Source organism: Pedobacter gandavensis, from assembly GCF_032678465.1.
Classification (GTDB): domain Bacteria; phylum Bacteroidota; class Bacteroidia; order Sphingobacteriales; family Sphingobacteriaceae; genus Pedobacter; species Pedobacter gandavensis_B.
Genome location: NZ_JAVTSK010000001.1, coordinates 1 through 13,464, shown reverse-complemented (window position 1 = coordinate 13,464; position 13,464 = coordinate 1). Strand labels below are relative to the sequence as shown.

General features: G+C 39.8%; 15 protein-coding genes. 7 read left to right on the top strand and 8 right to left on the bottom strand.

The features are described from left to right. Positions 1-2: 2 nt before the first annotated feature. Entirely contained in the window at positions 3-971 is a 969-nt protein-coding gene (locus R2Q94_RS00075) for a hypothetical protein (RefSeq protein ID WP_316819393.1), read from the top strand. On the opposite strand, the gene R2Q94_RS00070 is transcribed toward R2Q94_RS00075, so the two are convergent. From R2Q94_RS00070 to R2Q94_RS00060, 3 genes are read right to left on the bottom strand one after another with little or no spacing between them, the layout of a single operon-like run. Next, complete coding sequence (locus R2Q94_RS00070; protein ID WP_316819392.1) at positions 961-1,569, bottom strand: rhomboid family intramembrane serine protease; 609 nt, start codon at positions 1,567-1,569, stop codon at positions 961-963. The two genes, R2Q94_RS00075 and R2Q94_RS00070, sit on opposite strands and share 11 nt — an antisense overlap. A 2-nt stretch (positions 1,570-1,571) precedes the next feature. Beyond that, positions 1,572-3,311, bottom strand: a complete 1,740-nt coding sequence (locus R2Q94_RS00065) for a M14 family metallopeptidase (protein ID WP_316819391.1) — start codon at positions 3,309-3,311, stop codon at positions 1,572-1,574. Between the two features lie 10 nt (positions 3,312-3,321). Continuing rightward, positions 3,322-4,023: a hypothetical protein gene (locus R2Q94_RS00060; protein WP_316819390.1), complete on the bottom strand. Its 702-nt coding sequence runs from the start codon at positions 4,021-4,023 to the stop codon at positions 3,322-3,324. A gap of 28 nt (positions 4,024-4,051) precedes the next feature. Between R2Q94_RS00060 and pepT the strand changes: the two genes are divergently transcribed. Beyond that, positions 4,052-5,305 (top strand): peptidase T, encoded by a 1,254-nt coding sequence (gene pepT / locus R2Q94_RS00055; RefSeq protein WP_316819389.1) that lies wholly within the window; start codon positions 4,052-4,054, stop codon positions 5,303-5,305. A gap of 78 nt (positions 5,306-5,383) precedes the next feature. Here the strand turns inward: pepT and R2Q94_RS00050 are convergent, their stop codons facing one another. Genes R2Q94_RS00050 through R2Q94_RS00040 form a run of 3 tightly spaced genes read right to left on the bottom strand, consistent with a single transcriptional unit; the run spans position 5,384 to position 7,785 of the window. After that, positions 5,384-6,073 (bottom strand): class I SAM-dependent methyltransferase, encoded by a 690-nt coding sequence (locus R2Q94_RS00050; protein ID WP_316819388.1) that lies wholly within the window; start codon positions 6,071-6,073, stop codon positions 5,384-5,386. A 27-nt stretch (positions 6,074-6,100) separates the two neighbouring features. Further along, positions 6,101-7,498, bottom strand: coding sequence for an MBL fold metallo-hydrolase (locus R2Q94_RS00045; RefSeq protein ID WP_316819387.1), 1,398 nt, complete (start codon positions 7,496-7,498; stop codon positions 6,101-6,103). A gap of 8 nt (positions 7,499-7,506) precedes the next feature. Then, complete coding sequence (locus tag R2Q94_RS00040) at positions 7,507-7,785, bottom strand: YtxH domain-containing protein (RefSeq protein ID WP_316819386.1); 279 nt, start codon at positions 7,783-7,785, stop codon at positions 7,507-7,509. Between the two features lie 118 nt (positions 7,786-7,903). Here R2Q94_RS00040 and R2Q94_RS00035 point away from each other — a divergent pair, with 118 nt between their 5' ends. The 5 genes from R2Q94_RS00035 to tsf all read left to right on the top strand — a co-directional run bounded on the left by R2Q94_RS00035 (position 7,904) and on the right by tsf (position 11,391). Further along, the gene (locus R2Q94_RS00035; protein WP_316819385.1) at positions 7,904-8,272 is read left to right on the top strand and encodes a hypothetical protein; all 369 of its coding nucleotides are present in this window, start codon (positions 7,904-7,906) and stop codon (positions 8,270-8,272) included. A 484-nt stretch (positions 8,273-8,756) separates the two neighbouring features. Then, positions 8,757-9,200, top strand: coding sequence for a 50S ribosomal protein L13 (gene rplM / locus R2Q94_RS00030; protein ID WP_008240173.1), 444 nt, complete (start codon positions 8,757-8,759; stop codon positions 9,198-9,200). A gap of 16 nt (positions 9,201-9,216) precedes the next feature. Continuing rightward, positions 9,217-9,603, top strand: coding sequence for a 30S ribosomal protein S9 (gene rpsI, locus R2Q94_RS00025; RefSeq protein ID WP_316819384.1), 387 nt, complete (start codon positions 9,217-9,219; stop codon positions 9,601-9,603). Positions 9,604-9,622: 19 nt separating this feature from the next. Further along, positions 9,623-10,450, top strand: coding sequence for a 30S ribosomal protein S2 (rpsB, locus tag R2Q94_RS00020; RefSeq protein ID WP_062550776.1), 828 nt, complete (start codon positions 9,623-9,625; stop codon positions 10,448-10,450). A gap of 101 nt (positions 10,451-10,551) precedes the next feature. Further along, positions 10,552-11,391 (top strand): translation elongation factor Ts, encoded by an 840-nt coding sequence (gene tsf / locus R2Q94_RS00015; protein ID WP_316819383.1) that lies wholly within the window; start codon positions 10,552-10,554, stop codon positions 11,389-11,391. Positions 11,392-11,590: 199 nt separating this feature from the next. Here the strand turns inward: tsf and R2Q94_RS00010 are convergent, their stop codons facing one another. Next, positions 11,591-12,625, bottom strand: a complete 1,035-nt coding sequence (locus tag R2Q94_RS00010) for a COX15/CtaA family protein (RefSeq protein ID WP_316819382.1) — start codon at positions 12,623-12,625, stop codon at positions 11,591-11,593. Further along, positions 12,615-12,968 carry a 6-carboxytetrahydropterin synthase QueD gene (gene queD / locus R2Q94_RS00005; protein WP_316819381.1) on the bottom strand — a complete coding sequence of 118 codons (354 nt, stop codon included), beginning with the start codon at positions 12,966-12,968 and terminating at the stop codon, positions 12,615-12,617. Before queD ends, R2Q94_RS00010 begins: the two co-directional genes overlap by 11 nt. Between the last annotated feature and the right edge of the window lie 496 nt (positions 12,969-13,464).

The window sequence follows — 13,464 nt, the reverse complement described above, 5'->3', positions numbered from 1 at the left end:
GTATGAATAGCACGATATATCAGCCATTTAAAAATTTCGATTTTAAATACAAAAACTGCTTTTTAAGTGGTGACCATTTTAATGCTCCTATAGAGGAAATCAATATTTTGCCAGAATGGCTGTTGAAGGTTGCGAACTTTTCAGGAGAAGAGCAAATTAAGCTGCTGGACGAGAGTGTCCGTGCTTACAATACTTTGAAGGTGCCTTGTAGTACGGAAGTAAATGAGCAGTTTATTCAACCTCTGGAAGATAAAATTGCTGCTGCTTTCGCCGAAGGTTATTCTGGAGTTTCCGCATTACCAGAGGAGGAGCTATTTAAATGGATTGGGAAGTTTATGTACAGCCTGCTTTATGTTGAAATGAATGCTGCGGTACGTTTACAACAGATTTCTGCTGATGGGATTAATATGTCGCAAGGACTGATGCATAAATTCGGAAATCTAAATACGATGCTGCAAAGTATTTACAGGCCAGTAGTCTATGAAGATTTTACACCCTGGTCTATTATAGTCCTGCCTTTAGAAGATCAAGATACCAGTTTCAGCTTCAGAGATGAGATCAATACCATGACTTTCTCAATGAAACTAAAAGATTTCGGGATCATTGCTTGCCTGCAAGACAATGGAACGAATAAGATATTTCACCGGGAGCTCCTGGAGCAGATCGGTAACAAACCACTTTCTCCACAGCAATTTGAAGAACTGTGTGCGCGTTTCTATTATTCTGCCTATCTGTTTAACAGATTACCGGAATATACAATTATGCCTGTAGAGGGAACGATTTATATTGATGCGATGCCATTGAGAGGAACGATGAATAAAGCACTTTTCGACCATTGGCAACATAAAACGTATGCCCAGGTATTACAGGATTTCTGGAAACCTTGGGGACATACGTTATTTGAAATTATTAAAGACCCAACAAGCCCGATTAGTTATTTTGAGCCGGCTTGTTTGCCGCTTACCCAATAAGTCGACTAATAAAATTAGGAATGATCCCCGGAACAAGTAGTACGGTCACGATCATTCCTGTTAGTGCACCGAAGAAATGGGCATCATGGTTGATATTATCTTGAGACCTCTTCGACATCTGCCAGCAGTAAGCTAAATACAGCAATCCAAACAACCAGGCCCAAATTGGAATAGGTAAAGGGAAGATGATCATTTTAGACATCGGATCAAATAAAATAAAGCTGAACAATACAGCACTGATGGCACCAGAAGCCCCCAGACTATTGTACCACATGTCATCTTTATGCTTGATCACCGAAGGGATGTCGCTCAGAACCAAGCCTAAAAAGTACAGTAAGCCGAATTCCCAGGAACCGATCATGGCCTCCAGTCTAAAGGCAAAGAAGTAAAAAGTCATCATGTTAAAGATCAGGTGCATCCAATCTGCATGAATCAATCCACTCGTAATTAAGGTGTATAATTTGTGCTTTCTTGATACACTATAAGGGTGTAGCATAAATTTGCCAAATAGGGTATGATCATTGAAAGCATAAATGCTGGTAATGATGGTGAAAAGAAAAATGATCGAGGCAACAGGGGTTTGGCTCAGGTATTCCATTGTTATTTTAAATTTAGTTTTTGTGCTTGTCGCAATCTCCCAATAGGATATCGCAAATGTGTTTTTTCGTAATAAACGGAATTTTTATAAATAAAGTCGAGTTGTGCCTCCGCATTTTTTAACAATTCTGGTTTTGATGACTTTTCCTGCTCTAGTTTCGCCTTTAATTCAGGATCTTTTTTTAACAATTCTGCCGCGGTATCTTCAAAGACATACGCAGAAAAATGTTCTTTCATGCCAAGTATCGAATCAAAGAAATTCCAGTTGAAAAAGGAATCCATAGCCTGTGGTTCCAGTGTTTCTACGATATAGCGATTTACTGACTGATTTACATAAATCACGTAATCTCCTTCATAATAAAGAAGGTTCTCCTGAATCGGATTTACCTGTAGGCCACTATGAATATAATGCCCTTCATACGGACGTGTTGCCGTTTTGTAATCACGTATTTCATATAGCTCTACCGGAATAGTGGTGTCTTTTGCCAGTTGTTGCATTTTTACCCGGTTGAGCTTTAATAATGCGATGACCTTTGTCCAGGCCTGGGGAATGATATAAGCAATGGGTTTCTGAATGCTAACCGAAGGAATAAAAGTATTCCAGGATTTAATCTCTTTGGTATAAGGAGACTGCCGGTCATAATATAACCGAGGAAGTCCGCTGACTTCGCTGGGTTTATACTTTGCGGTATAACCTCTAAATAAAATTTGACTTTCCTGGCTTTTATCCAGCGTCCAGCTGATTGGAAATTCCTGTTGTAAGGCCACAGCGGCATCTGCCTTTTTCTTATTCTCGCCAATAAGTACAGCATCCCTTTGAACAATATCAATATAAGTTTGCAGTAGTTTATAGGTAGCATCCACCCTTTTATCATAAGCTTTAAGCATATGAGTTTCCGGCATAAAACCAATGGTATTGTGTAAAGTTGTATAACCTGTAGAATAACGTGGACTTTCCAGGAAGCCGGTGATGCCTTGATCCGGACTTTCTTCTATAGAATTTACATAAGGCGTCATCTCGTAGCCCTTGCTGTTCATTTGCTCATATAGGTAGGGAAGCATGGTCTTTGTCAGGTAGGCTGAAAGTTCCACTTGCAATTTATCCTTTTGAGTAGGAATGAGCGTCATGGTATAGGAATAGTCGGCTCCATTACTCGTATGGGTATCAACAAATATCTCTGGTTGCCAGATGTTAAAAATCTGTTGGAAGGCTTCAGCGTTACGGGAATCAGTTTTTATAAAATCACGGTTCAAATCGTAATTCCTACTATTGCCTCTGAATCCGTAAGCCACTGGGCCATTCTGATTTGCCCTTGAGGTTCCGCTGCGGTTAAAAGCACCATCAATATTATAAATGGGAATGATGCAAATGACCACATCTTTTGGCAATAGCTCTTGCTTTAGGAGATCTCTCGCTAACATCATGCTGGCGTCGATACCTTCCGGCTCCCCGGGATGGATGCCATTATTGATCAACAAAATCCTTTTGTTGCTTTTTCTGATGGCAACAGGATCAAATATTTTGTCTTTCGACAATACCAGCAGTTGTAAAGGTTTGCCAAAATCGGTGTCTTTATAAGTAAGTAATTTCGCTTGGGGATAGTTTTTCGATAAAGTCTGATAAAACTGGATGGCTTCCGAATAAGTTGTGGTTGCAATTTTTCCACTCTTTTCATATGGACTTTCCTGTGCAAGACTATTTAGCGATGCAAAAAGAAACAACGATGGTAGCAAGGCTCTCATAGATGTGAATTTAAAAGAAGGTTTTATTATTGAGGCCGATGCTGCCAAACTGATATCTCAATCCCGCAGAAAAATAGGTGTAGATATCAGGACTCCCGGTTTTAAATTTAATGGAAGAGTTGTCATAGCCATCCAGACCTTCTCCCAAAGTAAGGTTACTCTGATAATTGAAGTTTAGAATGTATCGGGTATAACCGGATTTGTCAGCAAAATAAAAATTAATCCCCAGGTTGATGGGAACTACCATGTCATTGGATTGGTTTTTACCAGGAAATGGCTTCTCCTGTTCCGGCGTAGCTCTTCGGACATTACTCACCGAATTCATCACCAGCCCCAACCCGGCACCCAGGTATAAGCCCTTGATCTTACTCACAAAGCTTCCAGCGCTGTAATCCATGATTGCACCTAATGCGAATTTGGTGTTGAAATTTATCGCTTTATAGGAATTGATAAATTGCCTGCCTGCAGGATCGGTCTTCACATCTCCACCATTAATTTCCCCCATTTGCCCCTCTAAGCCCGCACTGATAAAGGGACTGAAATAATAATCAATTACCCCATAGCCCGCCAGGCCAAAGTCATGTTTCCTGAGATCTGTAAAAGATTGGGTAAGTCCAAAACCGCCACCGGCACTGATTTTATAGAAATTGGACTGAGATTTGGCAGAAATAAAGAATAGAAGTGACAGGCATCCGGTGATAATTGTTTTCAAATTATTTAGCTTTGTTTTTTTTAAGACTATGCTAAATTATCAAAATAAAAACAATTCCCTTCAGAATCGATTTGCTAAATATGTGCAAATTGACACGCAATCAGACCCAACGTCAATCACTGTGCCTTCTACAGAAAAGCAAAAGAACTTAGGGAAGGTTCTTGAGGAGGAATTATTAGAAATGGGAATCTCTGATGCCCATCTGGATGATTTTGGCTATGTATATGCAACTATCCCTTCAAACTCGGATAAAGATGTGCCTGTAATTTGTTTTTGCTCACATATGGACACTTCGCCAGACTGTAGTGGAACGAATGTAAAGCCGATTATTCATGCCAATTATCAGGGTCAGGATCTTGTTCTTCCTGATGACCATAGCATCGTATTGAAAATGTCTGAACACCCGGATCTAAAACACCAGATCGGAAATGACATCTTCACCGCAAGTGGAACAACATTACTGGGTGCAGATAATAAAGCGGGTCTGGCAGAAATTATGGAAGCAGCATCTTTCCTGATGCAGAACCCAGGTTTCAAACATGGAACCATAAAGATTTTATTTACTCCAGATGAAGAAATTGGCAGAGGTGTAGATAAGGCCGATCTGAAAAAATTAGGCGCTCAGTTTGCATATACAGTAGATGGAGAAACTTTAGGATCTATTGAAGATGAGACTTTCTCCGCAGATGCTGCAGTCCTGACCATTACGGGGGTAAGTGCTCACCCTGGATTCGCAAAAGATAAGATGGAAAGTGCCATCAAGATTTTATCAGATGTGATCAGCTCATTGCCTTCAGATTGTCTTTCTCCGGAATCTACAGAAGGAAAAGAAGGTTTTATTCATCCGGTAACAATTAGTGGAAATGTAGAACAGGCAGAAGCACGTTTTATTTTGCGCGCTTTTGACGATGAACAATTGGAAGCAAATGCTGGGTTGCTGGATGCTACAGTAAGAAATATCATAGAAGATTTTCCAAATTCTACTTACGAGTTGAAAATTACTGAACAGTACCGAAATATGAAAAAGGTATTGGATGAATATCCAGAGGTGATTGCTTATGGTATTGAAGCTATTGAAAGAGCAGGAATCACTCCAAAAAGACAAAGCATCAGAGGGGGTACCGATGGTTCACGTCTTTCATTTATGGGCTTGCCTTGTCCGAATATTTTTGCAGGTGAGCATGCTTTCCATGGTAAACAAGAGTGGGCTTCGGTTCAGGATATGGAGAAAGCAGTAGAAACGATTATCAATATCGCCGCAATCTGGGAAGAAAAAGCTTAAGGTATTAAGCGATTTAAAATAAAAAGGCGCAGTCATTTTCATTAATGACTGCGCCTTTTTTATGGATTAAACTATGCTTTAAGGTTTCATCACAAGTCTGGCAAGGTACTGATCCTGTCCGTCATCAAAGATAATTTCCGCTTCCCAGCCATTGGCTTTCGCAATTTCAATCAACGTGTTTTGATCTACATATACCCATTTGAACCAATTTCCCTTTAGTCCTTTATATTCATATCTGAAACTCACCTCGCCAAAGTACCCATGACTAGGGAATGGGATTTCCTGGTAAAGGTAGGAGAGGTCTGAACTGTCGAAAACCAACTGTCCGCCTGGATTCAACAGGCTTTTTACCTGTTTTAAAAAGGATTTCAGACCGGAGATGGAACCTGTTAGTCCAATTCCGTTCATCATGAAAAGAAGGGTGTCATATTTCTGATCTTTGTAGCTGAGGATATCTCCTGCTATTGCCTGCTTCAGACCACGGGCTTTCATGATCTCTACCGCAGGAATTGAAATGTCCATGCCTGTCACATCGAAACCCCTGTTTTGAAGAACAAGTGCATGACTGCCCACACCTGCACCTACATCCAGAACTTTTCCTTTGCAAAGTGCCATGGCCTTGAGCTCAAGCTCAGGCATTTCATCCTCATCTCTAAAATAAATGTCGACCGGCATCTCTTCCGGTTCATCATAAGAATTGTGTACCCACAGCGTTTCCGCAGGTGGTTTTCTAAACTGATCTTTTAAGGCTTCACCAAAAACGTCCATTCGGCAAAGATAAAAAAACCTTTAATGCTACACCTCAAATTCCTGATGTGGTTCCGGAATGGTCACATGTTGGAAACCTTTATCCTGTAAATGTTGAGCGAATACCTGTTGAACTTTATATTCTCCATGAACCAGAAATATCTGCTTTACCAGATCCGGCTTTTGCCCGGATAAGAAATGTAATAAATCCTCATAATCGCCGTGAGCACTCATCGATTTGATTGAACGGATGTCTGCAAGTACTTCATAATCCTGGCCAAAAAGCCAAACCTGTTTTTGTCCAGCCAGTAATTTTCCTGCTAAGGATCTAGGCTCTGCATAGCCAACCATCAGAATAGTGTTCTTTTGATCGCTAATGTTATTCCGGATGTGGTGTTTTACTCTTCCTCCTTCTGCCATGCCGGAAGAAGAAATGATTACACATGGACGAGGGTCATTATTGAGCGCTTTAGACTCTTCTACACTTTCAATAAATTTTAAACCTTTAAACCCAAAGATGTCACCGTCTACCTTCATCACTTCCTTAACACCATTATTGTATACTTCAGGGTGATTTCTTAGCACTTCAGTCGCCTCTAAAGACAATGGACTATCTACGTAGTATTGGATATCGGGTAATTCGCCTTTTAGTTCCATGGCATTCAGGGCGTATAGTAACTCCTGAGTACGGCCCACACTAAAGGCAGGAATGATCACCTTTCCTTTTCTATCAAGGCAGGTTTGCTCAATGATGGTACGTAAAGTGTTCTCCATCGGATCAACATCCTGGTGCAGGGAATCACCGTAGGTAGATTCAATAATGATGTAGTCTGCCTGAGGGAAGGACTGGGGGCTTTTCAAAAGCAAATCGCCATACCTGCCCACATCCCCACTGAAAGTAAGGTTTATTGCTTTTCCATCTTCATTAATTTTCAAATGTACTGCTGCGCTACCCACAATATGCCCTGCGTCAGTAAAGTTTAAGATTACATTTGGTTCGATTTGAAAATCCTGGTTATAAGGAACGACTTTAAATTGCTCCAGGGTTTGCAGTACATCTTTCTCTGTATACAATGGCATTTCTTCAGGCTCGCCTTCCCGTCGTTTCTTATTTGCGTACTCGGCATCCTGCGTTTGAATCTTTGCAGAATCCAGTAATAAAATCCGACAGAGGTCTTTGGTGGCGGGGGTACAGAAAATATTGCCTCTAAAACCCTCTGCAACCAATCGCGGCAGTAAACCGCAATGGTCTATATGTGCATGAGACAAAACCAGGCAATTGACCTGAGCAGGGTCAAACCCGAAAGATTCATTGAATCCTTCAGTAAGGTTACCCAGGCCCTGAAACAGTCCGCAGTCCAATAATATTTGAGTGTTGTTCTTTAAAGTAATCAGGTGCTTACTGCCTGTAACGGTACGTGCCGCCCCATGAAATGCAATCTTCATTAATTTCCTTAAGCTCTAACTTTAGCAATAGTGTCTTTTACCTGACTCGCGGCATCTACCAGTTTCTCTTTCGAAGAATCTAATAAGTCACAAAACCAATCCGATACTTTGTCTTTCATTTCTCCATCTTTATCTGATGAAATAATTAACGCAATGGCAGCACCAAGTGCAGCTCCAGCTAGTATTCCTGCAATTATTTTAGTCTCCTTTTTCATAAATGTAGTTTTTGATTTGTGATCCGGATTCAGTCCTCTTCCTGCTGAAGAGACTGAAACCGAAGTGTTCAATTAATTATTTTATCTCCTCAAATAGTTAACAAAGACGGTGCCGAATAATTTGTTTGTTGCGGCAAATAAGGAGTTTATGGATTAATTTATGTGTAGATAATGTTGTAAATTAGTGGTAATGTTAAAACAATTATCCTATCTGAATATCCTTCTGAGCATGACTTACCTGTTGTGCTTTGTAACAGGAGGTAATTTTCTGATTTTTGCTGGGATTGCTGTTCTATTGCTATTTAACTCCCTTGTGATTAAAATGATACAGGAAGATCGGAATTTTCATTTGTTCCATGCTGTGTTAGGGATATGTTGTCTTTGTTTTTGGGCATATCTGACCTGGGGATGTATCTATATTGTACAATCTGCCTTCTCACATCAGTATTTCGCCAATATCTGGGCTTATCTGATTCCAACCTCCCTGTTTTCATTGGCGATCTTGTTACAGCTGTTTTTCTGTTGGCGGTATTTTAGGGATTATCAAGTTCCTGACTAAAGGTTTTCTGGTGTTTTTCTAGTCTCAATCATGAAGTTTTTCAGGGAAATGGAAACAAGAATTTGAAGGGAAAGAGATGCGGGTTCGGTAGGAGTTGAGTAGGAGTTCAGTAGGGGTCTGGTTAGGTAAAGCCTACATCAACTCCTACTCAACTCCTACTGAACCTGTAGGGAACCCCTACCGAACCCGCATCTCTTCCCGAACTCAACCCCTTCTCTTTCTCTGTTCTACAAATCAGCTGCTGCTGTTTTCATTTCAGAAATAAATGCATTAAGATTTCTTGTTTACCTTTGGAGATATCAGGCCCTTTAATGTCCTTTAGGAGGGGATCCTTTCCATGGCTGCGGTTGCTTTTTTTTAATCTTCATTAAATAAACAAACTATCTTCCTCCAACTGTTTGGTATTTAAATAATTCTATCTATCTTTGCAGTCCCTAAATCCTAGGGAGAATAAATAATTGTTTAACAAATTAAATACAAGCAAGTGAATACGTTAAGTTACAAAACTGTCTCTGCCAATGCAAAAACTGTTAACAAACAGTGGGTTGTTGTTGACGCACAAGGCGAGATTTTGGGGCGCTTGTCATCGAAGATCGCTATGATCATCCGTGGTAAAAACAAGCCTGAGTATACCCCACACGTAGACTGCGGTGATAACGTTATCGTTATTAATGCAGATAAGGTTAAATTGACAGGAAATAAATTCAGCGACAAACGCTATATTTCTTACACTGGTTACCCAGGTGGTCAGCGTTTCATTTCTCCAAAAGAGTTAATGGCGAAACACCCTAAGCGTGTTATCGAGAAAGCGGTACGTGGTATGTTACCTAAAACAAAACTTGGTGCTAAATTATACACTAACCTTTTTGTTTATGCAGGTGCAGAACATCCTCATGCAGCACAATCACCAAAAACCATTACACTTTAATTAAAGGAAGAAAGAAATGTCAGTTACTAACACTTCAGGAAGAAGAAAAACTGCTGTTGCGCGCATCTATTTAAAAGAAGGCAACGGCACTATTACCGTAAACGGTAAAGATCATAAAGTATATTTCCCAACATTACCTTTACAATACATCGTTAACCAATCATTCGAAGTTACTGAATTGAATGGCCAATATGATGTTAACGTGAATGTAGCAGGTGGTGGTATCAAAGGTCAGGCAGAAGCAGTTCGTTTAGCTATCGCTAAAGCTATTGTGGAATTGGATGCTGAGAAAAAACCAGCATTACGCGCTAAAGGGTTAATGACCCGTGATATGCGTATGGTTGAACGTAAGAAACCAGGACGTAAGAAAGCACGTAAGAAATTCCAATTCAGTAAACGTTAATCTTAAGGAGACAAACACAATGGCAAGAACTACATATCAAGACTTATTGGATGCAGGTGTACACTTCGGTCACCTTACCCGTAAATGGAACCCAAAAATGGCGCCTTACATTTTCATGGAGCGCAATGGAATCCACATTATAGATTTAAATAAAACTTTAACTAAAACTGAAGAAGCTGCTTCAGCAATCAAACAGATCGTTAAATCTGGTCGTAAGATTCTTTTCGTAGCTACTAAGAAACAAGCTAAAGAAATCGTTGCTGATCAAGCAAAAAAAGTAAACATGCCTTTCGTAACTGAACGTTGGTTAGGTGGTATGTTAACCAACTTTGCTACAGTTCGTAAGTCTATCAAAAAGATGTCTAACATCGACAAGATGACTAAAGACGGAACTTACTCGATCCTTTCTAAGAAAGAGCGTTTAATGATCCAACGTGAGCGTATTAAATTGGAAAGCTTATTAGGTGGTATCGCGGATCTAAACCGTTTACCAGCTGCTATCTTCTTAATTGACGTTAAAAAAGAGCACATCGCTGTTAGCGAAGCGTTGAAATTAAACATTCCAACTTTCGCAATGGTTGATACTAACTCTGATCCTTCTAACATCGATTTCCCAATTCCAGCGAATGATGATGCTACTAAATCTATCTCTTTAATCACTGATGTAATCATCAAAGCTATTGAAGAAGGTTTAGATGAGCGCAAACGCGAAAAAGACGAAGAAACTGAAAAAGAAGCTGTAGCTGCTAAAGCTGCTGCTGATGCTCCTGAAGCTGCTGCTCCTGGTGCAAGAAGAAAAAAAGTAAATGCTGATACTGAAGAAGAAGGTACTAGCGAAGAAGCTTAAATAATATAATATGGGTTGTATGTTGTGCGTTGCGGGTTCTTCCTTACAACATACATCGTACAACCCATCATTTTTTAAATAAAAACTTAAAAAGAAATAAGATGTCTACAGTACAAATTTCTGCAGCAGACGTAAATAAATTACGCCAACAAACCGGTTCTGGTATGATGGATTGCAAAAAAGCATTAATCGAAACTAACGGTGATTTCGAAGCAGCGGTTGATTACTTACGTAAAAAAGGTGCTAAAGTAGCAGCTTCTCGTCAGGACCGTGATTCTAATGAAGGTGTTGTGATCGCAAAAGCTACAGCAGACGGTAAACGTGGTGTTGTTGTTGAATTAAACTGCGAAACTGACTTCGTTGCTAAAAATGCTGATTTCGTAGCTTTAGCTAACAAATTTACTGACCTTGCTATCGAGAAAAACCCTGCTTCTTTAGAAGAACTTTTATCTTTAGAAATTGATGGTCAGAAAGTTTCTGAGATCATTATCGAAAACACTGGTAAAATCGGTGAAAAAATCGGTATCTCTAAATTTGAAACTGTTGCAGGTGAAAAAGTAATTCCTTACATCCACGGTAACTACCGTTTAGGTGTATTGGTTGCTTTAAACCAAGCATTTGATGGTGCTGACGAAGCAGGTAAAGACGTTGCTATGCAAATCGCTGCAATGAACCCAGTTGCTTTAGATAAAGCTGATGTTGACGCAACTACTATTGAGCGTGAAACTGAAATCGCTAAAGAACAAATCCGTGCTGAAGGTAAACCTGAAGAAATGGTAGAAAAAATTGCTGCTGGTAAATTGAACAAATTCTACAAAGACAGTACTTTATTAAACCAGGAATTCGTTAAAGATTCTTCTAAAGACGTTCGTAAATTCTTAAATGATACTGCTGCGGGTCTAACCGTTATCGCATTCAAACGTGTACAATTAGGAGCTTAATCCTTCTTTAATCATAAAAAAAATAGGGTGTCCAAAAGGCACCCTATTTTTTTATGTCGTTTTTTAAGCTTTCTCTCTGCTTAATTTTTCTGTTTTATTGCCTTTTGGCTAGGCTTTCTTCCCTGAATTTTTCCCTTCCAGGCTATTTTGGCATTCATCCGCCTGATGCACTTAGCCTGAAATCTCATGTCTTTGTCGATTATGTTTTTTTCCGGTTGAGGAAGAGCAGGAGCAATAAAGATATGCTGAGCAGCATTCCTACTCCCTGGTGAAATAGGGCATAACTCTTGTACGCGTTATTTAGACTATGAAGTAATGCTGTAACTCCCGATATGATTTGTATCAATACCAATAGAACGGGAGCGATTCGAATATAGGCTAGATCCTTGTTGATTTTCCAGGAAGATGTTCTTACGTAAAGCATAAGGATGAGGAGGCAAATGGTGTAAGCGAGAAAGCGGTGGACAACCTGTATTACCAAAAGGTTTTCAGTGAGCTGATGTAAAGAAAAGATCTTTTCTAATACATTTGGAGGTACAATAGTTCCGTTCATATCCGGCCAGGTTGGTGCAGCAAGTGCCGCATGCGTCCCTGCCATCATTGCGCCATAGATCAATTGAATGAAAAGTAATACAAGTATGGCGATGTTTAGTTTTGGAAACTGTAAACGATGCTTCATTTTTAAGTGATCAAGACTTAATTCAAAGGCCAGCCATAGGGTATAGCCGAGTAATATAATGGCGGAAATAAAGTGTATTGCAAGTCTGATGTGACTTACACTAACGTCCGTGTCATTTAATCCACTTTTTACCATGAGCCATCCGATCACCGCCTGAAGTAAACCCAATAGAAAAAGCACAAAAATGGGTACAATCAGTCTCCGATCTATTTTTCTTTTGATGAGGAAGTAAACAAATGGAAGCAGAAAAGCGAGGCCAATGAAACGTGCCCAATTTCGATGAAACCATTCCCAGAAAAATATCGATTTATAATCATCCAGCGAAAAGTGCGCATTCAGCAATTGAAATTGTGCAATTTTTTTGTACTGATCAAAGCTGTGTTGCCAATCATCCTCACTTAATGGAGGGAGAAAGCCCATCAGGGGCTTCCATTCTGTAATGGAAAGTCCAGAGCCACTTAGTCGGGTGATTCCGCCCAATAAAATCTGAATCATGATACAAAAAGCACCGAAATATAGCCATATGGCTATTGCACGATCTTGACTAGCCTTCATAAATCACTCCTGTTCCTGGTGTTTCATTCAGTTCTATTTTACATAAACCTGGAAATATAGGCTTGATTTTCTTCCATAGCCATATACTCAGCTGCTCTGCTGTCGGATTCTCTAAGCCGGAGATTTCATTTAGAAGTTTATGGTCCAATAAATCTATAATTGGACGTATGCCGTTTTTCAAATCCGTATAATCTAGGATCCAACCGCTCTCTATTTCGGGAGTTCCAGCCAGAAAGACTTTTAAGGTATATGTGTGGCCATGCATACCACCACATTTATGGCCTGCTGGCACATGAGGCAGATAATGCGCCGAATCAAAACTGAAGGTCTTGTATATGATCATGTCTAATGAATAAATGTTCAAATTTCCATATTGGGGAACAATTCGGAAATGATGGAGATCATATTTGGTCGGAATGTCGCTGTAATCTTAAAAGAAAGGTCTACTTTTTGTTTTTTTTGAAGATTTATTAGCTCTATGACATGTAGTTAGGAGTAGGATACAATTATAAGGTTGTAATTGTTTGCTGTGCTGTTAAATTTTCGTATTTTTGCATCCCGCTTCGGAGGAAGGGTTTGTGCGAAGGCTACAGAAGAGAAGGATTTGAAAGATTGCAGTAGAAGGATGTTACAGTCGGTTTGTCTGGTTTACGAACCAGAAGAACAAAAAGAATTATTTTCAAATAAATCTTGACAATAACAAAAAGATTTCTACCTTTGCAGTCCCAACAAAAACGGGGGTTGCCAAACGGAGTTTGGTGACAAAACAAAAAAGACTGAAACAATCGAGATTCGAAACCGGCCCAGGAGGATAAGACCTGCGGAAAACAGAGAAGCCA